Origin of the sequence: Pseudomonas sp. CMR5c, from assembly GCF_003850545.1 — a bacterium.
Lineage (GTDB): Bacteria > Pseudomonadota > Gammaproteobacteria > Pseudomonadales > Pseudomonadaceae > Aquipseudomonas > Aquipseudomonas piscis.
Genome location: NZ_CP027705.1, coordinates 5,131,945 through 5,151,725, shown reverse-complemented (window position 1 = coordinate 5,151,725; position 19,781 = coordinate 5,131,945). Strand labels below are relative to the sequence as shown.

The 19,781-nt window shown below is 65.3% G+C and carries 21 protein-coding genes; 13 read left to right on the top strand and 8 right to left on the bottom strand.

The genetic code is table 11. From position 1 onward, the window contains the following. Window positions 1-5: 5 nt before the first annotated feature. Window positions 6-860 (bottom strand): LysR family transcriptional regulator, encoded by an 855-nt coding sequence (locus C4K40_RS23605; protein WP_053137152.1) that lies wholly within the window; start codon window positions 858-860, stop codon window positions 6-8. An 88-nt stretch (window positions 861-948) separates the two neighbouring features. On the opposite strand from C4K40_RS23605, the gene C4K40_RS23600 reads away from it, so the two are divergent. Continuing rightward, on the top strand, window positions 949-1,383 hold the full coding sequence (locus C4K40_RS23600; RefSeq protein ID WP_053137148.1) for a multidrug/biocide efflux PACE transporter: 435 nt from the start codon (window positions 949-951) through the stop codon (window positions 1,381-1,383). A gap of 9 nt (window positions 1,384-1,392) precedes the next feature. Here C4K40_RS23600 and C4K40_RS23595 read toward each other — a convergent pair whose 3' ends face one another. Next, the gene (locus C4K40_RS23595; protein WP_053137145.1) at window positions 1,393-2,040 is read right to left on the bottom strand and encodes a TetR/AcrR family transcriptional regulator; all 648 of its coding nucleotides are present in this window, start codon (window positions 2,038-2,040) and stop codon (window positions 1,393-1,395) included. 152 nt (window positions 2,041-2,192) lie between these two features. Between C4K40_RS23595 and C4K40_RS23590 the strand changes: the two genes are divergently transcribed. Genes C4K40_RS23590 through C4K40_RS23575 form a run of 4 tightly spaced genes read left to right on the top strand, consistent with a single transcriptional unit; the run spans window position 2,193 to window position 5,677 of the window. Next, the gene (locus tag C4K40_RS23590; RefSeq protein WP_031320352.1) at window positions 2,193-2,801 is read left to right on the top strand and encodes a paraquat-inducible protein A; all 609 of its coding nucleotides are present in this window, start codon (window positions 2,193-2,195) and stop codon (window positions 2,799-2,801) included. Continuing rightward, window positions 2,801-3,415: a paraquat-inducible protein A gene (locus C4K40_RS23585; RefSeq protein WP_053137142.1), complete on the top strand. Its 615-nt coding sequence runs from the start codon at window positions 2,801-2,803 to the stop codon at window positions 3,413-3,415. The genes C4K40_RS23590 and C4K40_RS23585 overlap by 1 nt, the downstream gene beginning before the upstream one ends. Continuing rightward, a complete protein-coding gene (locus tag C4K40_RS23580; protein ID WP_053137139.1) occupies window positions 3,408-5,099 on the top strand; it encodes an intermembrane transport protein PqiB in 1,692 nt (563 codons plus the stop codon). The genes C4K40_RS23585 and C4K40_RS23580 overlap by 8 nt, the downstream gene beginning before the upstream one ends. Next, complete coding sequence (locus tag C4K40_RS23575; RefSeq protein WP_053137136.1) at window positions 5,096-5,677, top strand: membrane integrity-associated transporter subunit PqiC; 582 nt, start codon at window positions 5,096-5,098, stop codon at window positions 5,675-5,677. The genes C4K40_RS23580 and C4K40_RS23575 overlap by 4 nt, the downstream gene beginning before the upstream one ends. Before the next feature lie 63 nt (window positions 5,678-5,740). Here C4K40_RS23575 and C4K40_RS23570 read toward each other — a convergent pair whose 3' ends face one another. Further along, the gene (locus tag C4K40_RS23570) at window positions 5,741-6,658 is read right to left on the bottom strand and encodes a LysR family transcriptional regulator (protein ID WP_022640378.1); all 918 of its coding nucleotides are present in this window, start codon (window positions 6,656-6,658) and stop codon (window positions 5,741-5,743) included. Window positions 6,659-6,777: 119 nt separating this feature from the next. On the opposite strand from C4K40_RS23570, the gene C4K40_RS23565 reads away from it, so the two are divergent. The 5 genes from C4K40_RS23565 to C4K40_RS23545 all read left to right on the top strand — a co-directional run bounded on the left by C4K40_RS23565 (window position 6,778) and on the right by C4K40_RS23545 (window position 11,096). Further along, complete coding sequence (locus C4K40_RS23565) at window positions 6,778-7,536, top strand: 5-oxoprolinase subunit PxpA (RefSeq protein WP_022640377.1); 759 nt, start codon at window positions 6,778-6,780, stop codon at window positions 7,534-7,536. A 93-nt stretch (window positions 7,537-7,629) separates the two neighbouring features. Further along, entirely contained in the window at window positions 7,630-7,872 is a 243-nt protein-coding gene (locus C4K40_RS23560) for an acetyl-CoA carboxylase (RefSeq protein WP_022640376.1), read from the top strand. Window positions 7,873-7,882: 10 nt separating this feature from the next. Continuing rightward, on the top strand, window positions 7,883-9,256 hold the full coding sequence (locus C4K40_RS23555; RefSeq protein WP_053137133.1) for an acetyl-CoA carboxylase biotin carboxylase subunit: 1,374 nt from the start codon (window positions 7,883-7,885) through the stop codon (window positions 9,254-9,256). After that, entirely contained in the window at window positions 9,253-10,125 is an 873-nt protein-coding gene (locus C4K40_RS23550; RefSeq protein ID WP_053137130.1) for an allophanate hydrolase subunit 1, read from the top strand. Before C4K40_RS23555 ends, C4K40_RS23550 begins: the two co-directional genes overlap by 4 nt. Continuing rightward, window positions 10,122-11,096, top strand: coding sequence for a biotin-dependent carboxyltransferase family protein (locus C4K40_RS23545; RefSeq protein ID WP_053137127.1), 975 nt, complete (start codon window positions 10,122-10,124; stop codon window positions 11,094-11,096). The genes C4K40_RS23550 and C4K40_RS23545 overlap by 4 nt, the downstream gene beginning before the upstream one ends. 57 nt (window positions 11,097-11,153) lie before the next feature. Here the strand turns inward: C4K40_RS23545 and C4K40_RS23540 are convergent, their stop codons facing one another. Both C4K40_RS23540 and C4K40_RS23535 read right to left on the bottom strand, forming a co-directional pair. Then, window positions 11,154-12,764: an inorganic phosphate transporter gene (locus tag C4K40_RS23540; protein ID WP_022640373.1), complete on the bottom strand. Its 1,611-nt coding sequence runs from the start codon at window positions 12,762-12,764 to the stop codon at window positions 11,154-11,156. A gap of 235 nt (window positions 12,765-12,999) precedes the next feature. After that, complete coding sequence (locus C4K40_RS23535; RefSeq protein WP_022640372.1) at window positions 13,000-14,022, bottom strand: transporter; 1,023 nt, start codon at window positions 14,020-14,022, stop codon at window positions 13,000-13,002. A 271-nt stretch (window positions 14,023-14,293) separates the two neighbouring features. Here C4K40_RS23535 and C4K40_RS23530 point away from each other — a divergent pair, with 271 nt between their 5' ends. Further along, the gene (locus tag C4K40_RS23530) at window positions 14,294-15,919 is read left to right on the top strand and encodes a methyl-accepting chemotaxis protein (protein ID WP_053137124.1); all 1,626 of its coding nucleotides are present in this window, start codon (window positions 14,294-14,296) and stop codon (window positions 15,917-15,919) included. A 65-nt stretch (window positions 15,920-15,984) separates the two neighbouring features. Here the strand turns inward: C4K40_RS23530 and C4K40_RS23525 are convergent, their stop codons facing one another. Further along, window positions 15,985-16,302 carry a PepSY domain-containing protein gene (locus C4K40_RS23525; RefSeq protein ID WP_022640371.1) on the bottom strand — a complete coding sequence of 106 codons (318 nt, stop codon included), beginning with the start codon at window positions 16,300-16,302 and terminating at the stop codon, window positions 15,985-15,987. A 158-nt stretch (window positions 16,303-16,460) separates the two neighbouring features. On the opposite strand from C4K40_RS23525, the gene C4K40_RS23520 reads away from it, so the two are divergent. After that, on the top strand, window positions 16,461-17,372 hold the full coding sequence (locus C4K40_RS23520; protein ID WP_053137121.1) for a sterol desaturase family protein: 912 nt from the start codon (window positions 16,461-16,463) through the stop codon (window positions 17,370-17,372). Here C4K40_RS23520 and C4K40_RS23515 read toward each other — a convergent pair. Both C4K40_RS23515 and C4K40_RS23510 read right to left on the bottom strand, forming a co-directional pair. Then, window positions 17,350-18,030 (bottom strand): AraC family transcriptional regulator, encoded by a 681-nt coding sequence (locus tag C4K40_RS23515; protein ID WP_022640368.1) that lies wholly within the window; start codon window positions 18,028-18,030, stop codon window positions 17,350-17,352. The genes C4K40_RS23520 and C4K40_RS23515 overlap by 23 nt on opposite strands. Continuing rightward, window positions 18,031-19,158, bottom strand: a complete 1,128-nt coding sequence (locus C4K40_RS23510; RefSeq protein ID WP_053137118.1) for a glycerophosphodiester phosphodiesterase — start codon at window positions 19,156-19,158, stop codon at window positions 18,031-18,033. Window positions 19,159-19,403: 245 nt separating this feature from the next. Here C4K40_RS23510 and C4K40_RS23505 point away from each other — a divergent pair, with 245 nt between their 5' ends. Beyond that, window positions 19,404-19,739 carry a DUF2025 family protein gene (locus tag C4K40_RS23505; protein WP_022640366.1) on the top strand — a complete coding sequence of 112 codons (336 nt, stop codon included), beginning with the start codon at window positions 19,404-19,406 and terminating at the stop codon, window positions 19,737-19,739. Window positions 19,740-19,781: the final 42 nt, after the last annotated feature.

Here is a 19,781-nt window from a genome sequence, read left to right as displayed (position 1 = left end):
CTCGATCAGCCGAGCATCCGTTGCAGGAACCAGCTGCCGGCCGGCCCCGGTGGCTGCAGGCGAGACCAGAGCGCGTCCACCAGCACCGGCCGTGGCCAGCCGCGGACCTTGAGTTCCTGCAGCCTGCCGGCGCCGAACTTCTCCACCAGCCAGCGCGGCAACGGCGCCCAGCCAAAACCGCCCTGGGCCATTTCCATCAGCATCAGGTAACTGGGGGCTGACCAGACCCGACCCTGGGGGCGGCTGTCATAGGGGTTGAGCACCGTGGCCAGGCGCAGTTCGCGGTGCTGGCCCAGGGCCTGCTGATCCACCCGATCGAGCTTGGCCAGGGGGTGCTGGCATGACACGAACAGCGATACCTCGCCGCGCTCGGCCATGGTCTGGTGTTCCAGGTCGGCCGGGTAATCGGCTTGTTTCTCGGCGAAGGCGATCTGCGCGCGGCCGCTTTGCACCAGGTCGACCAGGTCATCGCACTCGGCGATCAGGCATTCCAGTTCCAGCTCCGGGTAGCGTTGCTCGAAGGCATTCAGGCAGCTTTCGAAGCGATCGGACTGGTAGGTATCGGAAAGGGCTACGGTGAGCCTCGCCTCGATGCCTTGGGACAACTGGCTGGCGGCCAGTTCCAGGCGGCTGGTGGCGGCGAGGATCTCCTCGGCGCGGCGCAGTAGCACCTGTCCGGCCGGGGTCAGGCCGGGCTTGCGGCTGGAGCGGTCGAACAGCTGGACATCGAGGTCGATCTCCAGGCTGGCCACTGCGGCGCTGATGGTCGACTGGCTCTTGCCGAGCTTGCGCGCGGCGGCGGAGAACGAACCCTGGGTCGCGGCCTGGACGAATGCCAGCAGCACTTCGTTGGATGCCATGAAGTATCGCCTTGGTCGATGGTTATTGGTTAGGAAGTATCGATCGCATCCTGGAAGATCGCCAGCGTCTTCACTTCAGGAGCAGGCCATGAGCCTTCACAAATCCCTCACCGAACGCATTGCCCAGGCCGTCGCCTTCGAATTGCTGGCGTTGCTGATCTGTACTCCGCTGCTGTCCTGGGTCATGGATCGGCCGATGGTCGACATGGGCGTGGTCACCCTGGGCATCGGCCTCCTGGCGCTGGCCTGGAACGTGCTGTTCAACAGCCTCTTCGATCGACTGCTCAAGCGCCTGCGGATCGCCCATGGCGGCTGGACCCGGGTGGTGCACGCACTGCTGTTCGAGGCAGGGCTGGTGGTGGTCGCCGTGCCCTTGATCGCCTGGTGGCTGGGGATCAGCCTGCTGCAGGCGTTGATCCTCGACATTGGCGTGTTGCTGTTCTTCCTGCCCTACACCTATGTCTACCACTGGGCCTATGACGTGTTGCGCAACAAGTGGCTGCAGGTACGGCTGGCCCATTGAGGGCCAGCTTCATGCCGGAGCGAGCAGCTTCTCGATGGTGTCCAGGTAGGCTGCCAAGGCTCGCGGCACTTCTTCGAGCAATAACTCGCGCTTGAGTTCCTGGTGTTCCTGGGCCCGCTGGAACAGGCCCAGGGGCAGGCCGAGCAGCACCTGCACCCAGGTTTCGCGCTGCCGGGCGCTGGCATTGGGCAGGCGTGCCTTCAATACTCTGTCATAGAGGTTCTGCATCTGCACGTGCAGGCCCGGGGCCTGCAACTGGCCCAGGGCATAGCCCGGAGTGAGCATCTGCAACAGGTCGGGATGCTGCTCGATGTATTGCAGGAGCGGCAGGGTGGTCTGTTCTATCACTTGCCGGGAACTCAAGCCTCGCCAATGACTCTCATCGACGCCATGCAAGGGTTCGGCGATCGCGCTCATGGCGGCGATATGGCCCTGGCCCAGGGCCTCCAGCACCTGCTGTTTGTCGCTGAAAAAGTGATAGAGCGAACCGATGGAGGTGCCGGCTTCCCTGGCGATGCCGTGCATGGTCAGGTTCGCTACCCCCAGCTGGATCAGCAGGCGCGCGCAGGCCTGGAGAATGGCCGTGACCCGCTGGTGGCCGCGGGTCTGCTTGGGCGTGCGCTGGAGCTTGGTGGAGGAGGGGGCTGTGTCGTTCATGGTCGGCGAAGTTTTTCGGGGGCGCCTATTATGGCGTAGAAGGTTGTGTCCAGTCCTTGGAAAAACTAGACACGACCTTCTACTTTTGCTGAAAATACCCGGCGGCGGGAGCCTTCCTCTGTGCTCGCCATCCTTCCGGCTTTCTGAAAAACATGACTAATTCTCGCAACTGGATCATCTGCGAACACTGCGACTCCCTGTACGAGTCCGTGCCGCTCGGTAAAGGTCAGGCGGCGCAGTGTTCGCGCTGCGGTGCATTGCTAGCCCGCGCCCGGCACCTGAACGTGCAGCAGTTGTTCGCCTTGTCGATCACCGCCGGGTTGCTGTTCGTCTTCGCCAATTTCTTCCCGGTGATCAAGATCAGCCTCGAAGGCCTGAGCAACGAAGCGACGCTCTGGCAATCGGTGGAGGCCCTGGCCCAGGGCCGGATCAGCCTGATCGCCGCAGTCACCGGCCTGACCATCATCCTCGCCCCGGGCCTGCAGATCGTCCTGTTGTGCTGGGTGCTGGGTTTTGCCAATTTCGGCCGCGCCGCGCCGGGGTTCAAGGCCTGCATGCGCGCCCTGGAGCACCTGCGGCCCTGGAGCATGCTCGAGGTCTGCCTGCTGGGAATCCTGGTGGCCATCGTCAAGCTGGCGGGCATGCTCGACGTGCATCCCGGGCTGGGGCTGTGGGCCCTGGCGATGCTGACGGTGCTGATCATCCTGATTTCCGGCAAGGACATCCGCTACCTCTGGGATGACCTGGAGGGTCGCTACTGATGAGCACACCGCCCTATGCCCGGGAACATCAACTCAAGCTGTGCCACACCTGCGGCCAGGTCTGCCAGGCGTCCGAGCACTATTGCCCGCGTTGCGATTCGGCGGTGCATGCGCGCAAGACCAACAGCCTGTCGCGTACCTGGGCCTTGCTCCTGGCCAGCCTGATCTTCTACATCCCGGCCAACCTGTTGCCGGTGATGCACACCAACATCTTCGGCAATGCCAGCGAGAACACCATCATGAGTGGCGTGGTGGAGTTCTGGAAAGCCGGCTCCTGGGACATCGCGCTGCTGATCTTCATCGCCAGCGTGGTGGTGCCGGGCATCAAGTTCTTCGTCCTCGGCATCCTCCTGGTGACCTGCCAGCGCCGCTCGCGCTGGGCCCAGCGCGAGCGGGCCAAGTTGTATCGTTTCGTCGAGGTGATCGGCTACTGGTCGATGCTCGATGTACTGGTGGTGGCGCTGGTGGCGGCCCTGGTGCAGTTCCGTGCCTTGAGCTCCATCGACCCGCGCATGGGCATTCTGTTTTTCGGTTTGGTGGTGGTGCTGACGATGTTCGCCGCCATGAGTTTCGATCCCCGGCTCATCTGGGATGTAGAGGTTGAAGATGTCTGATCATCCAGGTTCCAACGCAGCAAGTTCCCCGTCAGCCCCTGGCGCCCCGGCGCTGCGCACGCGACGCTTCAATGTCTCGCTGGTATGGCTGGTGCCCATAGTCGCGGCCCTGGTGGGGCTGTCGATGGTGGTCCACAAGTCGATGTCGGCCGGGCCGGAAATCAGCATCAGCTTCCAGACCGCCGAGGGCCTGGAGGCCAACAAGACCCAGGTCAAGTACAAGAACGTGGTGATCGGCAAGGTGACCTCCATCGCCTTGAGCGATGACCGGCGCAAGGTGGTGGCCAAGGTCGAGCTGGACCAGTCCGCCGAGCCTTTCACCGCCGAGGACTCGATGTTCTGGGTGGTGCGTCCGCGCATCGGCGCCAGTGGTGTTTCCGGTATCGACACCCTGCTGTCCGGGGCCTTCATCGGCGCCGACGCCGGCCGCTCGGACAAGCGCAAGGACAGCTTCAAGGGCCTGGAGACTCCACCGCCCATCACCTATGGCCAGAAGGGCAAGCGCTTCACCCTGCATACCGACGACCTGGGCTCCCTGGATATCGGCTCGCCGGTCTACTACCGGCGCATCCAGGTCGGCCAGGTGGTGTCCTACCAGTTGGCCAACAGCGGCAAGGGCGTGGACGTGAAGATCTTCGTCAACTCGCCCAACGACAAGTACGTGACCACCGACAGCCGCTTCTGGAATGCCAGCGGGGTGGACGTGACCCTCGGCGCCAACGGGCTGAAGGTCAACACCGAGTCGGTGTCGTCGATCCTCGCCGGTGGCATCGCCTTCGTCGAACCCAAGTACAGCCCCAACGCCAAGCCGGCTGAAGAGAACGCCGAATACAACCTGTTCGGGGACCAGGACACCGCCCTGGCACCGCCAGACGGCGCCCCGTACTACATCCGCATGCGCTTCGACCAGGCGCTGCGTGGCCTGGCCATCAACGCTCCGGTGGAGTTCCTCGGGGTGAACATCGGCAAGGTGGTGTCCATGGACCTGGACTATGACCAGGAGCGCAAGTACTTCCCGACCCTGGTGGGGGCGGTGATCTACCCCGAGCGGCTGGGCAAGGCCCATGAAAAACTGCTGAAGCAGACCGGCGGCGAAGACGACGCCCGCTCCGCGCAACTGATCGGCGCCTTCGTCAGAAATGGCCTGCGGGCCCAGGCGCGCAGCGGCAACCTGTTGACCGGGCAGCTGTTCATCTCCCTGGACTTCGTGCCCAACGCCAAGCCCGTGGCCTACAACCCCAGCGCCCGGCCACTGGAGATTCCTACCGTACCGGGCAGCCTGGACAAGCTGCAGGAGCAACTGCAAGCGACCATGGACAAGATCAGCAAGCTGCCGATCGATTCCATCGCCGCCAACCTGGATTCCAGCCTGGCGGAAATGAACAAGACCCTCAAGCAGGTCAACGGCCAGGTCCTGCCGCAGATGCGCGAAACCCTGGAGCAATCGAAGAAGACCCTGGCCAGCGCCAACGAGAGCTTCTCCGAGGACTCGCCACAGCGCCAGAGACTTGGCCAGGCCATGGAGGAGGTGCAGCGCACGGCCCGTTCGGTGCGGGTGCTCACCGATTTCCTCGGCCGCCATCCTGAGGCGCTGATTCGCGGACGCCTCAAGGACAATCAACCGGATGCCTACCAGTCGCCATCCTCCTCCGTTCGCGAATCCGTACCGGAAGCCCAGCCATGAAAACCCGTGCCCTGTTGTTGAGCCTGACCCTGGGACTTGCCGCGTGCAGCTCCGCGCCCACCCATTACTACACCCTCATGCCAGCGGTGACCGAAGGCGCCACGGCCAGGAACTCGGGATTGCAGTTCGAGATGTCCACGGTGCGCATCCCGGTCCAGGTGGACCAGCCACAGCTGGTGGTGCGCCAGGACAGCGGCACCCTGGCGATTCTCGAGACCCAGCGCTGGAGCGCGCCATTGGTGGATGAGTTCCACGATGCGCTGGCCAGCCAGATGGAGGCGAAGCTGGGGACCCGCAACCTCGAGGGCCTGCCGAAGCAGCCCGGGCGCCCGGTGCTGTCGTTGCAGACCGATGTGCGGCGCTTCGAATCCCTGCCCGGGCGCTATGCCTTGATCGATGTGGTCTGGAGCCTGCGTCAGCGCAGCGAAGGCACCCCGGCCCGCAGCCTGACCTGCAGCAGCCAGATCCGCCAGCCGGCGGGCGTCGAGCTCGGCAGCCTGGTGCAGGCCCACCAGCAGGCCATCGCCCAGTTGGCCGGGCAGATCGCCAGCGCCGCCCAGCGCTGGTCTTGCCCCTGATCCAATGCAGCGGCCCAAGCCGCTTCGTATCGACGTTTGATCGCTGAAGGTCGCCTGGTCGCTTCAGCGCCGGGCGGAGAGTTGCTGGGGGGCGAGGAACGCATCGCGAAAGTAGTCCCGCAGCGCTTGCATCGCCGGGGTGAAGGCGCGGTCGCGACGCCAGGCCAGGCCGACGCTCATGGGCGTGACCGGGTCGCTCAGGCTCAGGGTCTCGATGCGCTTGCCTTCCAGCGACCAGGGCCGATGCACCAGGTCCGAGAGGATCGCCACGCCGCTGCCGTTGGCCACCATGCTGCGCACCGCTTCTACCGAGCTGGTGCGCACCCGCACCCTGGGCTGTTGGCCGGCCTGTTCCCAATAACGCATGGCGCTTTGTTCCGCTTCGTCGACGGTGAGCAGGATGAACGGCTCCTCGGCCACGTCCGCCAGGCTGACGCTGGTCCGTTCGCACAGCTGGTGATGGGCCGGTAGCCACAGCCGGCGCTCGGAGTTGAACAGCGTCTCGGAGACGATATCCGGGTGGGTCAGGTTGGCGGTGAGCACCACCGCCATGTCGAAGCGCCCGGCCAGCAGCCCCTGTTCGATGGCCTGGCGTTCCTGTTCGTGCAGTTCGATGGTGACGTCCGGGTGCCAGTGCCCCAGGCGCTGCAGATGGTGCGGCAGGAAGTAGCCGATCACCGTGTAGCTGGCGGCCAGGTGCAGGGTGCCGCTGGCGCGGTAGTCGGGCAGCGGGCTGTTCAGCGCATCGTCGACGCTGCGCAGGATCACGTAGGCGCGGTTGAGGAAGTGCCGGCCGGCATCGGTCAGGCCCATGCCCTGGGCCGACCGCACGAACAGTTGCACGGCGAGCATCGCTTCCAGTTCCTTGATCGCGGTGGTCACCGCCGATTGGGAAATGTTCAGGTGGATTGCGGCCTGGGAGATCTGGCCGATCTCGGCAGTGGCCACGAAGTAACGTACCTGGCGCAGGGTCAACGACATTTCTATCCGTCCATGTATCTGATTTTCAGAACAAGCTATATCTGATAATAGATCTTCCCAAGGGGTCAAGGCCGCTCTAACGTCCATCGCACGAAGTCACGAACGTTGGAGCAACAGTGATGCAGGCAGTGGATTTCAATTCGGACATGGGCGAAAGCTTCGGCCCGTGGACCATCGGCGATGGCGTCGACAACGAACTGATGGGCTTCATCAGCTCGGCCAACATCGCCACCGGCTTCCATGCCGGCGACCCCGGCACCATGCGCCGCACCATCGAGCAGGCCCGGCTGCGGGGCGTGGCCATCGGGGCCCACCCGGGCTTTCGCGACCTGGTGGGGTTCGGCCGGCGCCACATCAACGCCCCGGCCCAGGAACTGGTAGACGACATGCTCTACCAACTCGGCGCCCTGCGTGAGCTGGCCCGGGTCCAGGGCCTTAAGTTGCAGCACATCAAGCCCCATGGCGCGTTGTACATGCACCTGGCCCGGGACGAGGAGGCGGCGCGACTGCTGGTGGAAAACCTGCAGAAACTCGAACCCGAACTGCTGCTGTATTGCATGCCCGGCTCGGTGATCTGCCGGATCGCCCAGGAACTGGGGCAACCGGTAATCCGCGAGTTCTACGCCGATCGCGATTACGACCTCAGCGGCTCCATCGTCTTTACCCGCCGGGTGCGGGTCCTGGATCCCCATGAGGTGGCCGCCAAGGTTCTGCGCGCCTGCCAGCAGGGACTGGTCCGCACCGTGGAGGGCGAGGACCTGGCCATCGAGTTCGACTCCATCTGCCTGCACAGCGACACCCCAGGTGCCCTGGACCTGGTGGAAGCCACCCGCGCCGCGCTGGACCTGGCCGGCATCCAGGTGCGAGCACCCCGCTGAGGGGGTGCTCGCCAAGCCTCGCGCATCGACGCGACTCCAAGCGGTTTTGCTTTTTTTGCCTGCCTTTCGACAACTATTCCAAGAGAAACAGACATGGCCGAATACAACGTCATCACCCCCTTGCCGGGCACTTTCTACCGCAAGGCCACGCCCGACTCGGCGCCTTTCGTCGAGGTCGGCGACAGCGTCAGCGCCGATACCGTGATCGGCCTGATCGAAGTCATGAAGCAGTTTTCCGAGCTCACTGCCGGCAGCGCCGGCCAGGTCGGCGCCTTCCTGGTCGAGGACGGTGACCCGGTGGAACCGGGCCAGGTCGTCGCGACCCTGGTCGAGTGAGGGCCGCCCCATGACCGAATCCATTCGCAAGCTGCTGGTCGCCAACCGTGGCGAGATCGCCGTGCGCATCATTCGCGCGGCCAAGGCCCTGGGCATTCCCACCGTCGCTGCCTGCAGCGAGGCGGACGCCGACTCCATGGCCGCGCGCCTGGCCGACGAAGTGCAGATCATCGGCCCGGCCCGGGCCGACAAGAGCTACCTGAACATCCAGGCCCTGCTGGCAGCCCTGGAGGCCAGCGGCGCCAATGCCGTGCATCCGGGCTACGGCTTTCTTTCGGAAAATGCCGAGTTCGCCGAGGCGGTGGTCCAGGCCGGGGCGATCTTCGTCGGCCCCGATGCGCGGACTATCCGGCGCATGGGCGACAAGGCCGAGGCCCGGCGTACCGCCCAGGCCGCCGGGGTGCCGGTGGTGCCCGGTTCGCCCGGCGAACTGTTCGACCTGCCAGCTGCGTTGCAAGCGGCGCAGGCGGTGGGTTTTCCATTGCTGATCAAGGCATCGGCCGGTGGCGGCGGGCGGGGTATTCGCCTGGCCGAGGATGCGGCGCAACTGGCCGAGGAGTTTCCCCGGGCACAGCGCGAGGCGCAGGCGGCGTTCGGCAACGGCGCCTTGTACCTGGAGCGGTTCATTGGCCGGGCCCGGCATATCGAGGTCCAGGTGCTGGGCGACGGCAAGCGTGCGGTGCACCTGTTCGAACGTGAATGCTCGCTGCAACGGCGGCGGCAGAAGATCTTCGAGGAGGCGCCATCGCCGGTACTCGATGCCACCCAGCGCGAGCAGTTGTGCAGCAGTGCGGTGCGCCTCACCGAGGCCCTGGGCTACCAGGGCGCTGGCACCCTGGAGTACCTGTATGACGACAGCACCGGCGAGTTCTTCTTCATCGAGATGAACACCCGGATCCAGGTGGAGCATCCCATCAGCGAGCTGATCACCGGTGTCGACCTGGTCCAGGCCATGCTGCGCATCGCCGGTGGCGAACCGCTGGATCTGCGCCAGGAGGATATCCACCTCGATGGCGCGGCCCTGCAGATGCGCCTGAACGCCGAGGACCCGGCGCGGGACTTCTTCCCCAGCCCGGGCAAGGTCCAGGAGTTGTCCTGGCCGCAAGGGCCGGGGCTGCGGGTCGATAGCCACCTGTATCCGGGGTATGCCGTGCCGCCTTACTACGACTCGCTGCTGGCCAAGCTGATCGTCCATGGCGCCGACCGCGAGCAGGCCCTGGCTCGGGCGCGGGCGGCCGTGGAGCAAACGACCTTGACTGGCATGGCCAGTACCTTGACCCTGCATCGCGAGCTGCTGGCCGAGCCTTGGCTGGCGAGCGCGGACTTCCATACCGCAACCCTGGAAACCTGGCTGGCCGGGCGCCGTGCCGGAGGTGTCGCATGAACCAACCGATCCGCTACAGCTTTGGTGCCGACGAGCACCTGTTCGCCGAAGTCAGCGACAGCATGTCCCTGGAGGCTTTCTTCAAGGGCATGGCGGTCACCCGCGCGGTGGAGCGCCTGGCCCTGGATGGGGTACTGGACGTATGCCTGGCCAATGCCTCGTTCCAGATCCGTTTCGATCCGGATCGCATCGCGCCCCAGGCCCTGCTGGAGGCCGTGCGCGAGGCCGAGGCCGGCGCCGTGGCCGAGCGCAGCCTGCACACGCGGATCATCGAGATCCCGGTGCTGTACAACGACCCCTGGACCCATGAAACCCTGATGCGTTTTCGCGACCGGCACCAGGACCCGGACGCCACCGACCTCGAATACGCGGCGCGGATCAACGGCCTGGCGGATGTCGACGCCTTCATCGCCGCCCACAGTGGCGCGCCCTGGTTCGTCTCCATGGTGGGTTTCGTCGCCGGCCTGCCGTTCATGTTCCAGATGGTCGAGCGCGAGCGCCAGTTGCAGGTGCCCAAGTACCTGCGGCCGCGCACCGACACGCCGAAGCTGACCCTGGGCCATGGCGGCTGCTTCGGCTGCATCTACTCGGTGCGCGGCGCCGGTGGCTACCAGATGTTCGGTGTGACCCCGGCACCGATCTACGACCCGCAGCAGCAACTGGCCTACCTCAAGCAGCACATGGTGTTCTTCCGCCCCGGGGACATCGTGCAGTTCAAGCCTATCGACCGCGAGGCCTATGACCACGCGGTGGCCGAGGTGGAGGCCGGGCGCTTCGACCTGCGCATCCGTGAGGTGGAGTTTTCCCTGGATGCCTTTCTCGCCGACCCGGTCGGTTATCCCAAGTCGCTGCAGGAGGTGTTGGCATGATCAAGGTCATCAAACCGGGCCTGGCCACGTCGGTACAGGACCTGGGCCGCGAGGGCTTCTATCACCTGGGTATCCCGCCGTCCGGGGCCCTGGACCAGTACGCCCTGAGCGCCGCCAACCAACTGGTGGGCAACCCGGCTGGCGCCGCGGGCCTGGAGTGCACCTTGCTCGGGCCGGAACTTGAGTTCACTGCCGATGCCCTGGTGGCGGTCTGTGGTGCACACATGACGCCCAAGCTCGACGGTGTGGACAGGCACCTGGATACCGCGTTCGCGGTCAAGGCCGGACAAGTGCTGCGTTTCGACTTCCCCAAGGCCGGGGCCCGGGCCTACCTGGCGGTGGCCGGTGGCATCGATGTGCCGCTGGTGCTGGGCAGCCGTTCCACCTATGCCCTGGGCGCCCTGGGCGGTTTCCAGGGGCGGCGCTTGGCGGCTGGCGATGAGCTGCCGGTGGGGATCGCCGGCGGCAAGGGCCGCCCGGGGGCCAGCCTGCCCATGGCGCTGCGCCAGTCCCTGGGGGGCGAGATCAGTCTGCGGGTGGTGCCGGGGCTCTATTACGAACGCCTGAGCGAGGGGGCCAAGGCGAGTTTCTTCGCCGAACCCTGGACCGTGGGCTCGGAGGCGGATCGCATCGGCTATCGCTTCAAGGGTGGCAGTGCCCTGGGCTTCCAGCCTCGGGAGCAGCCGTTCGGTGCCGGCTCCGATCCGTCGAACATCGTCGACAGTTGTTATCCCATCGGTTCGATCCAGGTGCCGGCGGGGCTGGAGCCCATCGTCCTGCATCGGGATGCGGTGTCCGGTGGCGGCTACGCGATGATCGGTACGGTGATCAGCGCCGACCTGGACCTGGTGGGGCAGATGCAGCCCAACCAGAAGGCGCGCTTTATTCCGGTGACCCTGGAAGAGGCGCTGGAGGCCCGGCGTTCCTACAAGAAGAAGCTGGCTTGCCTGAGCAAGCTGTTTGCGTCCTGATCCACCCGTCCGTGGCGGCTCACGCATCGTGTAGCCGCTGCCGCAGGGGACTGCCGGCTAGAACAGTTGGGTGAACAGCCAGTACAGGCTGCCGGACAGCAGGATCGCCGCCGGCAGGGTCAGCACCCAAGCCATGGCCAGGTTGCGGATGGTGCGCATCTGCAAGCCGCCGCCGTTGGCCACCATGGTCCCGGCCACCCCCGACGACAGCACGTGGGTGGTGGACACTGGCAGGCCGAACATGTCCGCCGCGCCGATGGTCAGCATCGCCACGGTTTCCGCCGAGGCGCCCTGGGCGTAGGTCAGGTGGGTCTTGCCGATCTTCTCGCCAACGGTCACCACGATGCGTTTCCAGCCGACCATGGTGCCCAGGCCGAGCGCGATGGCCACCGCGATCTTCACCCACAATGGGATGAAGCGCGTGGCGTTGTCGATCTGCTGCTTGAACAGTTGCAGCTTGTCGCGGGTGTCCTGGTCGAAATGGCCGACCTGGTTCTTGTCCATCAGGCGGATGGTTTCACTGGTCAGGTACATGTCGTTGCGCACGTTGCCCATGGCTTCGGCCGGAACCTTGGACAGCGAGCCATAACCCTTCACTTCATTGCCGATGGCACCGGCCAGGGCGGCCAGGGCCGGCACCAGTTCGGGCGTGGCTTGCTTGCTGCGCATGTATTCCGAGAGCACTGCGCGAGGATCGGCCGGCACCGCCTGTGGGGAGCTCTTGGCCAGGGCTTGCTGGGTGACTTCGGCCACGGCGGCGAACTGCAGGGCCTGGTCGGCGGGCATGGTGCGGTTCAGGGCGTAGGCCATGGGCAGGGTGCCCACCAGGATCAGCATGATCAGGCCCATGCCTTTCTGGCCGTCGTTGGAGCCGTGGGCGAACGACACCCCGGTGCAGGTCAGGATCAGCAGAGCGCGAATCCACCACGGTGGCGGGGTGTCGCCCTTGGGCGCCTTGTACAGCGCGCGGTTCTTGACGAACAGGCGCAGGGCCAGCAACAGCAGGGCGGCGAACACGAAGCCGATCAGCGGCGAGAACAGCAGGGCATAGCCGACCTTGGTGGCCTGGCCCCAGTCCACTCCGCTGGTGCCATCGCGGCCATGCATCAGGGCGTTGGCTACGCCGACGCCGATGATCGAGCCGATCAGGGTATGGGACGACGAGGCCGGCAAGCCGAGCCACCAGGTGCCGAGGTTCCACAGGATGGCGGCGATCAGCAGGGCGAAGATCATGGCGAAGCCGGCGGAAGAGCCCACCTGCAGGATCAGTTCCACCGGCAGCAGGGCGATGATGCCGAAGGCCACTGCGCCGCTGGACAGCAGCACCCCGAGGAAGTTGAACAGGCCGGACCAGACCACCGCGAACTGTGGTGGCAGCGAATGGGTGTAGATCACCGTGGCCACCGCGTTGGCGGTGTCGTGGAAGCCGTTGACGAATTCGAAGCCCAGGGCGATCAGCAGCGCGACGCCAAGCAGCAGGAATGGGGTCCAGGTGGTGACCGTGGTGCCCAGTTCGTGCATGTCGTGCATCAGGCTGTAGGCGGTGAACAACAGGCCCAGGGCCAATACGGCGAAGAACACCACCAGGGTGAAGGGGCCGGGTTTCTTATCCAGTTGCGGTTTGGCGTCGACGCTGGGGGAGGCGACGGTCAGGGAAGGGGTGGCCATTGCTGGACAATCCTGTGGCTGGAAGGAATGGCTTCCATGATCGTTGCCGAATGTTACAGGCAGACTGCCCCAGGTCATGGTTTGTGCAATTGACTGGCCCGTTGATCCGTTTGCCCCCCGGCGGCTCGTGCCGAGCCGTGCGCAGCCGGCGGCAGCGGCTACACGAAGCGGGGCTGCGGATACGGTGGTGCTGTAGCCGCTGTCGAGCGTCAGCGAGGCGCGTACGGCCGCGGGGTCAGTAATCCTGGCGTTTGCGAAAGGCCCAGCGCCCGGCGATCACGGTGAAGGTGACCACCAGCGCCACCAGGATCCAGAAGCCTTCCGGATCGCCGGAGAAGGGAATGCCGCCGACGTTCATGCCGAAGAAGCCGGCGATGATGTTGATCGGCAGGGCCAGCACCGTGACCACGGTCAGGGTGAACAGGGTGCGGTTGCTCTGCTCGTTGAGGTTGGCGGCGATTTCCTCCTGCAGCAGCTTGATCCGCTCCCCCAGGGCCGTGAGGTCGCTGATGATCAGGGCGAACTCCTCGGTGGACTTGCGCAGCTCCTTGACGTCGTCCTTCTGCAACCACGGCGGCGGCCGGTTGAGCAGCCGCAGCAGCGAGCCCGGCTCCAGGGCCAGCAGCCGTTGCAGGCGCACCAGTACCCGGCGCATGGCTCCCAGTTCGGCACGGTTGGCCGAGACCCTGGCCGCCAGCAACTGGTCTTCGATCTGGTCGACGCTGAGGCTGGTCTTGCGCACGATCTGGGTCAGCACCTCGCCCTGGTCCCGTAGCAGGTGGACCAGCAGTTCCAGGGGCGAGCGGAAGTGCTCGCCGGCCTTGACCGAGGAGCGCAGCTTGTCCACCGAATGCAGGGGTTGCAGGCGGGCGCTGATGATCAGGTTGCTGCGCACGCAGACCCACAGGGTGGAGATGTCCGAGGACAGCATGCTGCTGAAGTTGAACACCACGTCGTTGACCACTGCCAGCAGGGCCGAGTCCACGTGCTCGATGCGGGTCGAGCGCGAACCTTCATGCAGTGCTTCGAAGAATTCATCGGGCAGTTGCAGGTGGGCCTGCATCCAGCGCTCGCAAGCGGCATGGGCCAGGTTCAGGTGCAGCCAGAGAAATTCATCCTGGTGTTCGGCAGATTGCAGGGCTTGCAGGGCCTTGGCCGAATCCATTTCGCGACCACGTTCGCCGGGGCGGAAGCGGTAACCATAGAGCAGGCCAAACAGATCGGAATCGCGGTGACTCTGGTCGATGCTGTGGTTCATGGGGGCTCGCAGGAGGGACAGTGCCCGCGCGGGTTTCACAGGTTCACTTGAGCCACATCATGGCAATGCTTCTTGACGGTTTTGTGACAATTGAAAGTCCATGATTCGCCGCGTTATACCGGCGGTCGGCGGCTCTCAAGAATGTGTCGTCGATGCCGATCACGCTCACATGCCATGCGCATTCGAGCCGTCTCGAATGCGCCCGACAGGGACGTTCGGACTTACGCATGCCTTATCGGGCCTGCTCCATCCCTGCCATGAGATCTTCTCGATGTTTTTGCAAAAATCCCTGAGAGGGCAAATTCTTGCCCTGCTGAGTGGCAGCCTGTTGGCGATGCTGTTGATCGCCCTGGCGTGCTTTCAATTGCTGTCCAATGGCGTGCAGAGCTACCGCGAGCTGATCGAAGGTCCGCTGCACAGTTCGCAACTGATCGACGAGGCCAACCTGCAGTTCAAGATCCAGGTGCAGGAATGGAAGAACGTGCTGCTGCGAGGCAAGCAGCCCCAGGAAATGAACAAGTACTGGCAGCAGTTCGAAGATCGCCAGCGCGACGTGCAGAACATCCTTGGCGAGCTGGCACAGACCCAGGGCCTGGAGACCTCGCTCAAGAGCCGGGTCCAGCGTCTGGCCCAGGAGCATCTGGCCCTTGGCCAGGCCTACCAGAAGGCCCGTGATGCCTATGTGGCCGGCGGTGCCGATCCGAGTGCCGGCGATGCTGCGGTGAAGGGCTTCGACCGTGCCGCCAGCGAGCAGATGAGCGAGCTGGTGGTCGAGTTGCGCAAGCAGGGCCAACAGCAGTCGTTGCAGATCAGTGCGGCCGCCGATCGTACGGTGTGGCTGGGTATCCTGGTGATGCTCATTTCCGGCTTGCTGATCGGCCTGCTCAGCCTGTGGCTGGTCAACCGTAGCCTGGTGGAGCCGATCCGCCAGTTGATCGACTATGTGGCCCAGCTCAGCCGTGGCCAGTTCTCCCAGCGGGTGGACAACACTCGCCAGGACGAGCTGGGCAAGCTGGCCGCCGCCGCCAACACCCTGCGTGACTTCCTCGCCCAGACCTTCACCAGCCTGCAGCGCAGTGCCTCGGACCTGGATACCTCCAGTGGTGAGCTCAACTCCATCGCGACCTTGATGTCCCAGGGCACCAATGACCAGTTCAGCCGCACCGACCAGGTGGCCACGGCGATGAACGAGATGTCCGCCACCGCCCAGGAAGTGGCGCGCCATGCCGCCGATGCCGCCCGGGCCGCGGACGATGCCGACCAGTCGGCGCAGCAGGGCGAGCAGGTGATGCAGAGCACCATCGACAGCATCACCCAGATGCGTGGCGAGATCGCCAACACCGCTACGGTGATCCGTCGCCTGGAAGCCGACAGCGGCAGGATCGGCAAGGTGCTGGAAGTGATCCAGGGCATCGCCGAACAGACCAACTTGCTGGCCCTCAACGCGGCCATCGAGGCGGCCCGGGCCGGCGAGGCGGGACGCGGTTTCGCCGTGGTCGCCGATGAAGTGCGCAGCCTGGCCCAGCGCACCGCGGCCTCGATCACCGAGATCAACCAGATCATCCAGACCGTGCAGACCGGCGCGGTGGATGCCGCCCATGCCATCGAGAGCGGTCAGTCGCGCAGCGAACAGAGCGTGCAACAGGTGACCGAGGCTGGGGCCATGCTCGAGCGCATTACCCAGGCGGTGGAAGCGATTCGCGACATGAACCGGCAGATCGCCACCGCCGCCGAGGAGCAGACCTCGGTGGCCGAGGACATCTCGCGCAACCTGACCGAGATCACCTCCATCGCCAGCACCAACCTGGACAACGTCCAGCGTACCGAGGCGGCGAGCCGCAACCTGCATGTCCTGTCGGGCCAGCTGAACGAGGTCACGGCGCGCCTGAGCGCCTGATCCCTGGACCCGCAAAGCACAAGGCCGCGCCCCTTGTAGAGGCGCGGCCTTGTGCTATCTGCAGGTTACTGGTCTTGCTTGTTGGCCAGGACCTTGCCGGTCTTGGCATCCAGGTCCACATCCCACTCGATGCCTTTGCTGTCACGCAATTCCACCTGGTAGACGTAGGCGCCGCTGGCGGTCTGTTCCAGCTCGGTGTCGGTGATGTTGGCGGCGCTGGTGCCGGGATGCTGGGCCAGGGCGGCCTGGTTGAGTTTCTCCAGGTCCATGATGGCGCCCGACTTGAGCAGGCCCGGGATCAGGTCCGGGCGGACATCGGCCTGGGCCAGTCCGGCGCTCAGGGTCAGGGCGGTGGCGGCCAGCAGTGCGGAGAATTTGCTCATGGATGATTCCTTCGGGGGTGATGGGTTTGGATGGGCACAGGTTAACCAGCGCAACTTAATTCACCCTTAATTCCCGCCACCGATTGCGCCGTTTGTTCAAGCCTGCGGGCCTGGCTGGCCGGCAAGCTGCTGTCTCCTTATCGATGGAGACAAGACGGATGAAACGAATGCTTGCGTGGTTGTATGGGCCGCTGTTCTTCGGTGGCTTCATCGGCGCCGGTGTCTGGTGGATGGGCAGTGCGGGTGGCTCGGCGGCGGGCCTGCCCTGGTTGTTCCTGGGGGCCCTTGGCGTGTCGTTCCTGGCGGAGTGGGGCTTGCCTTACGAGCCCGCCTGGAACCGCTCCCACGGGGACCGGTTGCGCGACTGCCTGCACGCCGTGGTCAACGAAGGCTTGAATGCCATCGGCCTGCTGGCGCTGCCGGGGCTGGCGATGCTGCTGGCCCACGATGGCTTGTGGCCCCGGGACTGGCCGCTCTGGGGACAGCTGTTGCTCGCGGTTACCGTGGCCGATTGCGGGATCACCCTGGCGCACTATGCCAGTCACCGTTGGGCCTGGCTCTGGCGCCTGCATGCGGTGCACCACAGCGTGCAGCGCATGTATGGCTTCAACGGCCTGCTCAAGCACCCCTTGCACCAGTTGCTCGAAGCCTCGGCAGGGCTGTTGCCGTTACTCATACTGGGCATCCCGCTGCCGGTGGCACAGCTGCTGGCACTGGCCATCGCCATCCAGTTGCTGTTGCAGCATTCCAATGTCGACATGCGCCTTGGCGTACTGCGCCTGGTGTTCGCCTGGGCCCCGGTGCACCGCTTCCACCATATGAAGTACGGGCGTGCCGGGGATGTGAACTTCGGTCTGTTCTTCAACCTGTGGGACTGGCTGCTGGGCACCACGTTCTATCGGCATGATTACCCGATGCGTCCGGGAGACCTGGGCATCGGCAGCCGTCCGGACTACCCGGCGGGGTACTGGCGGCAACTGCTGGAGCCCTTCAAGGTCCAGCGTTACAGCGCCGAGCCCAAGGTGCCGCAAGCCCTGCGTCGGCAGGTCAAGCCAGCAGGCGGGGCCTGAGATGCTTGAGGGCCTGGCCGGCGGTGACGCCGAATAGTGCTTTCAAGGTCCGGGAGAAGTGCGCGGCGTCGGCGAACCCGGCGCCGTGGGCCGCCTGGGTCATAGCCTGGCCCTGGAGCATCAGGGCCATGGCCAGGCGCAGGCGCCGCCACAGCACCAGGCGGCGTACCGGCAGGCCCACGTCGCGGGCGAACAAGCGCTCCAGCTGGCTCAGGGACAGGTTGGCCTGGGCCGCCAATTGCGCGGCCGCCACCTTGCCGTCCAGGGCCGCGTCCAGGGCCTGCAACGCCCGCTCTATGCGCCGGTCGACCATGGGCTGGCGCGGGCAGGCGCGTAGCGCGGCCTCCAGTTCGGGCAAGCCGGGTGTCACCTCGCTGACGCTCTGGTGCAGGTCCCGCGCATCGATCGACAGCGGTTCGGCATAGACCGTGAACGCCGCTTCGGGAGCTTCGACGATGGCGTGGCGGCACAGGGCCTGGATCATCAGGTAGTGACCGCTGTGGCGAACGCCATCGAGCTCCACGGTGACCGGCTGCCCGGGGGCGATGATCAGTTGATGGGCGTAGTGGGCATGGGGCGCGGTACGCCCCATGAACCCGTGGACCAGGCCGAAGTCACGACCCAGCCAGAGTTCGCCCTGCCAGCGGGAGTCGCTCATTCAGTAGCCGCTGGCTTCCAGCAGGCGGGCGACACTGGTGCCGGCCGGACGCTGGAAGTACTTGAGCAACTGGTCGCTGCGGTTGGTGAAGATGCCATCGACGCCGGCATTCATCACCTTCTGGAAGTCCACCGGCTCGTCCACCGTATAGACATGCACCAGCAGCCCCTGATCGTGGGTGTACTGGTTCATCCACGGCTGCACCAGGTCGGCGTAGCTCTGTTCGCCACCGCCCGAGAGGGCTGCCGAAGGGCCGGTGCCGATGGCGCCCCGGGCCTTGGCGAAGTCGACCCAGCGCTTGAACTCGGCCTGGTCCCGGGGTTGCTGGCGGGCATAGAAGGCCGCCTTGTCGGTTTCACCGCTGCTGGCAAAGCTCTGTCCGGAAGCCGGCTCGATGCTGCCAGGCGCGAGCCACAGCAACAGGACCTTGGGCACCTGGGGCATTTCCTGGTGCAGCAGTTCCAGGCTGTGCTTGTCGAAGGTTTGCAGCACCACCTGGCCCTTGCCCTGGCCTGCTGCCAGGTCGCTCTTGGCCAGGGTCGAGCCGGCCGGGCTCAACCAGCCGCGGTCCTGGAGTTTTTTCTTGAGGTCGTGCTCGATACCCGGGAACAACTGGGGTTCCTTGGTCTCGATGTAGAGCCCGGGCTTGTGCGCCGAACTGCCCTGGGCGATATCGATGATTTCATCCAGGGTGAGGATCTGCAGGCCGACGAAGCCTGGCCGGGCGCGGTCGGGGTGGGCCTGGTTGAACCAGCTGCCGGCGTCCAGGGTCTTCAGCTCGGCCATGGTGAAGGCGTTGGCCGGGCGGTCCTTGCGTTCGGGGAATTTCTGCGCGACATCGGTGGTGCGTTGCAGGTTGTTGTCATGCAGGGCGAACAGTACGCCATCCTTGCTGCGCTGCAGATCCATCTCCAGGTAATCGGCCCCCAGGTCGCGAGCCACTATGTAGGCGGCGGCGGTGGATTCGGGAGCATCGAAAGAAGCCCCGCGGTGGGCGATGACCGCTGGCCGTGCAATACCCAGGCGAGCGGCCAGGGCCTCGGGATCGGCCGGTTCCGCGGCCTGGGCCAGGCCGCATGCGAGCATCAGGCCCAGCATCAGGGTTCTGGAGTGGAAGGGGTGGGGCATGCTCGAAATCCTTTCGTGGGGGCGGGGACGAGTCGCTATCTTTTAACAACTCGATGACGCTTGTGCTATCGCCAGAGCGACATCGAGCGAGCAGTCGCGCAGGTCCCGGGTTTTTTCCGGCGCTTTGCAGTACTCTTGGACCCCGCAGTTTCCCCAGCAGAGGGAAGCCAGAAAACACCGCTGTTCCTTGCCTCGCGTGTAGACCATCGATCCCCCGTCCTGCGGGACCCATAGCGAGGTTTACCATGAGCATCACCTCCGAACTCATTTGCCAGGCCGCCGACCAGCTCAAGGGTTTTGTCGGTTTCAATCACAAGACTGGCCGCTACATCGTGCGTTTCAGCGAAGACTCCTTCGGCATGGACGTGGCCGACGACGCCATAGTCCCGGCCAGCGAGTTCGTCTGGACCCGGGCCGACGGCGAGGCCATGAGCCTGCGTCGCGAGCAGATCCAGCTGTTGCTGGACCAGAACATCGACGACCGGATCAACATCAGCGAGCCCCTGCGGGTGTACATGCGCCGCAGCGACCTGCCGGAAATCCAGGCCGTGCGCAGCTTGCTCTCTAGCGACCGGGGCTGACCCGCCGCGACTGCCCGGAGCGCCTGGACAGGCGCCCCGGGA

Coding starts and splice junctions, on each gene's coding strand:
- C4K40_RS23540 (WP_022640373.1), bottom strand. CDS start 12,764: ATGGCCACCCCTTCCCTGACCGTCGCCTCCCCCAGCGTCGACGCCAAA.
- C4K40_RS23560 (WP_022640376.1), top strand. CDS start 7,630: ATGGCCGAATACAACGTCATCACCCCCTTGCCGGGCACTTTCTACCGC.
- C4K40_RS23585 (WP_053137142.1), top strand. CDS start 2,801: ATGAGCACACCGCCCTATGCCCGGGAACATCAACTCAAGCTGTGCCAC.
- C4K40_RS23525 (WP_022640371.1), bottom strand. CDS start 16,302: ATGAGCAAATTCTCCGCACTGCTGGCCGCCACCGCCCTGACCCTGAGC.
- C4K40_RS23605 (WP_053137152.1), bottom strand. CDS start 860: ATGGCATCCAACGAAGTGCTGCTGGCATTCGTCCAGGCCGCGACCCAG.
- C4K40_RS23530 (WP_053137124.1), top strand. CDS start 14,294: ATGTTTTTGCAAAAATCCCTGAGAGGGCAAATTCTTGCCCTGCTGAGT.
- C4K40_RS23520 (WP_053137121.1), top strand. CDS start 16,461: ATGAAACGAATGCTTGCGTGGTTGTATGGGCCGCTGTTCTTCGGTGGC.
- C4K40_RS23600 (WP_053137148.1), top strand. CDS start 949: ATGAGCCTTCACAAATCCCTCACCGAACGCATTGCCCAGGCCGTCGCC.
- C4K40_RS23565 (WP_022640377.1), top strand. CDS start 6,778: ATGCAGGCAGTGGATTTCAATTCGGACATGGGCGAAAGCTTCGGCCCG.
- C4K40_RS23580 (WP_053137139.1), top strand. CDS start 3,408: ATGTCTGATCATCCAGGTTCCAACGCAGCAAGTTCCCCGTCAGCCCCT.
- C4K40_RS23550 (WP_053137130.1), top strand. CDS start 9,253: ATGAACCAACCGATCCGCTACAGCTTTGGTGCCGACGAGCACCTGTTC.
- C4K40_RS23505 (WP_022640366.1), top strand. CDS start 19,404: ATGAGCATCACCTCCGAACTCATTTGCCAGGCCGCCGACCAGCTCAAG.
- C4K40_RS23590 (WP_031320352.1), top strand. CDS start 2,193: ATGACTAATTCTCGCAACTGGATCATCTGCGAACACTGCGACTCCCTG.
- C4K40_RS23575 (WP_053137136.1), top strand. CDS start 5,096: ATGAAAACCCGTGCCCTGTTGTTGAGCCTGACCCTGGGACTTGCCGCG.
- C4K40_RS23595 (WP_053137145.1), bottom strand. CDS start 2,040: ATGAACGACACAGCCCCCTCCTCCACCAAGCTCCAGCGCACGCCCAAG.
- C4K40_RS23545 (WP_053137127.1), top strand. CDS start 10,122: ATGATCAAGGTCATCAAACCGGGCCTGGCCACGTCGGTACAGGACCTG.
- C4K40_RS23570 (WP_022640378.1), bottom strand. CDS start 6,658: ATGTCGTTGACCCTGCGCCAGGTACGTTACTTCGTGGCCACTGCCGAG.
- C4K40_RS23515 (WP_022640368.1), bottom strand. CDS start 18,030: ATGAGCGACTCCCGCTGGCAGGGCGAACTCTGGCTGGGTCGTGACTTC.
- C4K40_RS23510 (WP_053137118.1), bottom strand. CDS start 19,158: ATGCCCCACCCCTTCCACTCCAGAACCCTGATGCTGGGCCTGATGCTC.
- C4K40_RS23535 (WP_022640372.1), bottom strand. CDS start 14,022: ATGAACCACAGCATCGACCAGAGTCACCGCGATTCCGATCTGTTTGGC.
- C4K40_RS23555 (WP_053137133.1), top strand. CDS start 7,883: ATGACCGAATCCATTCGCAAGCTGCTGGTCGCCAACCGTGGCGAGATC.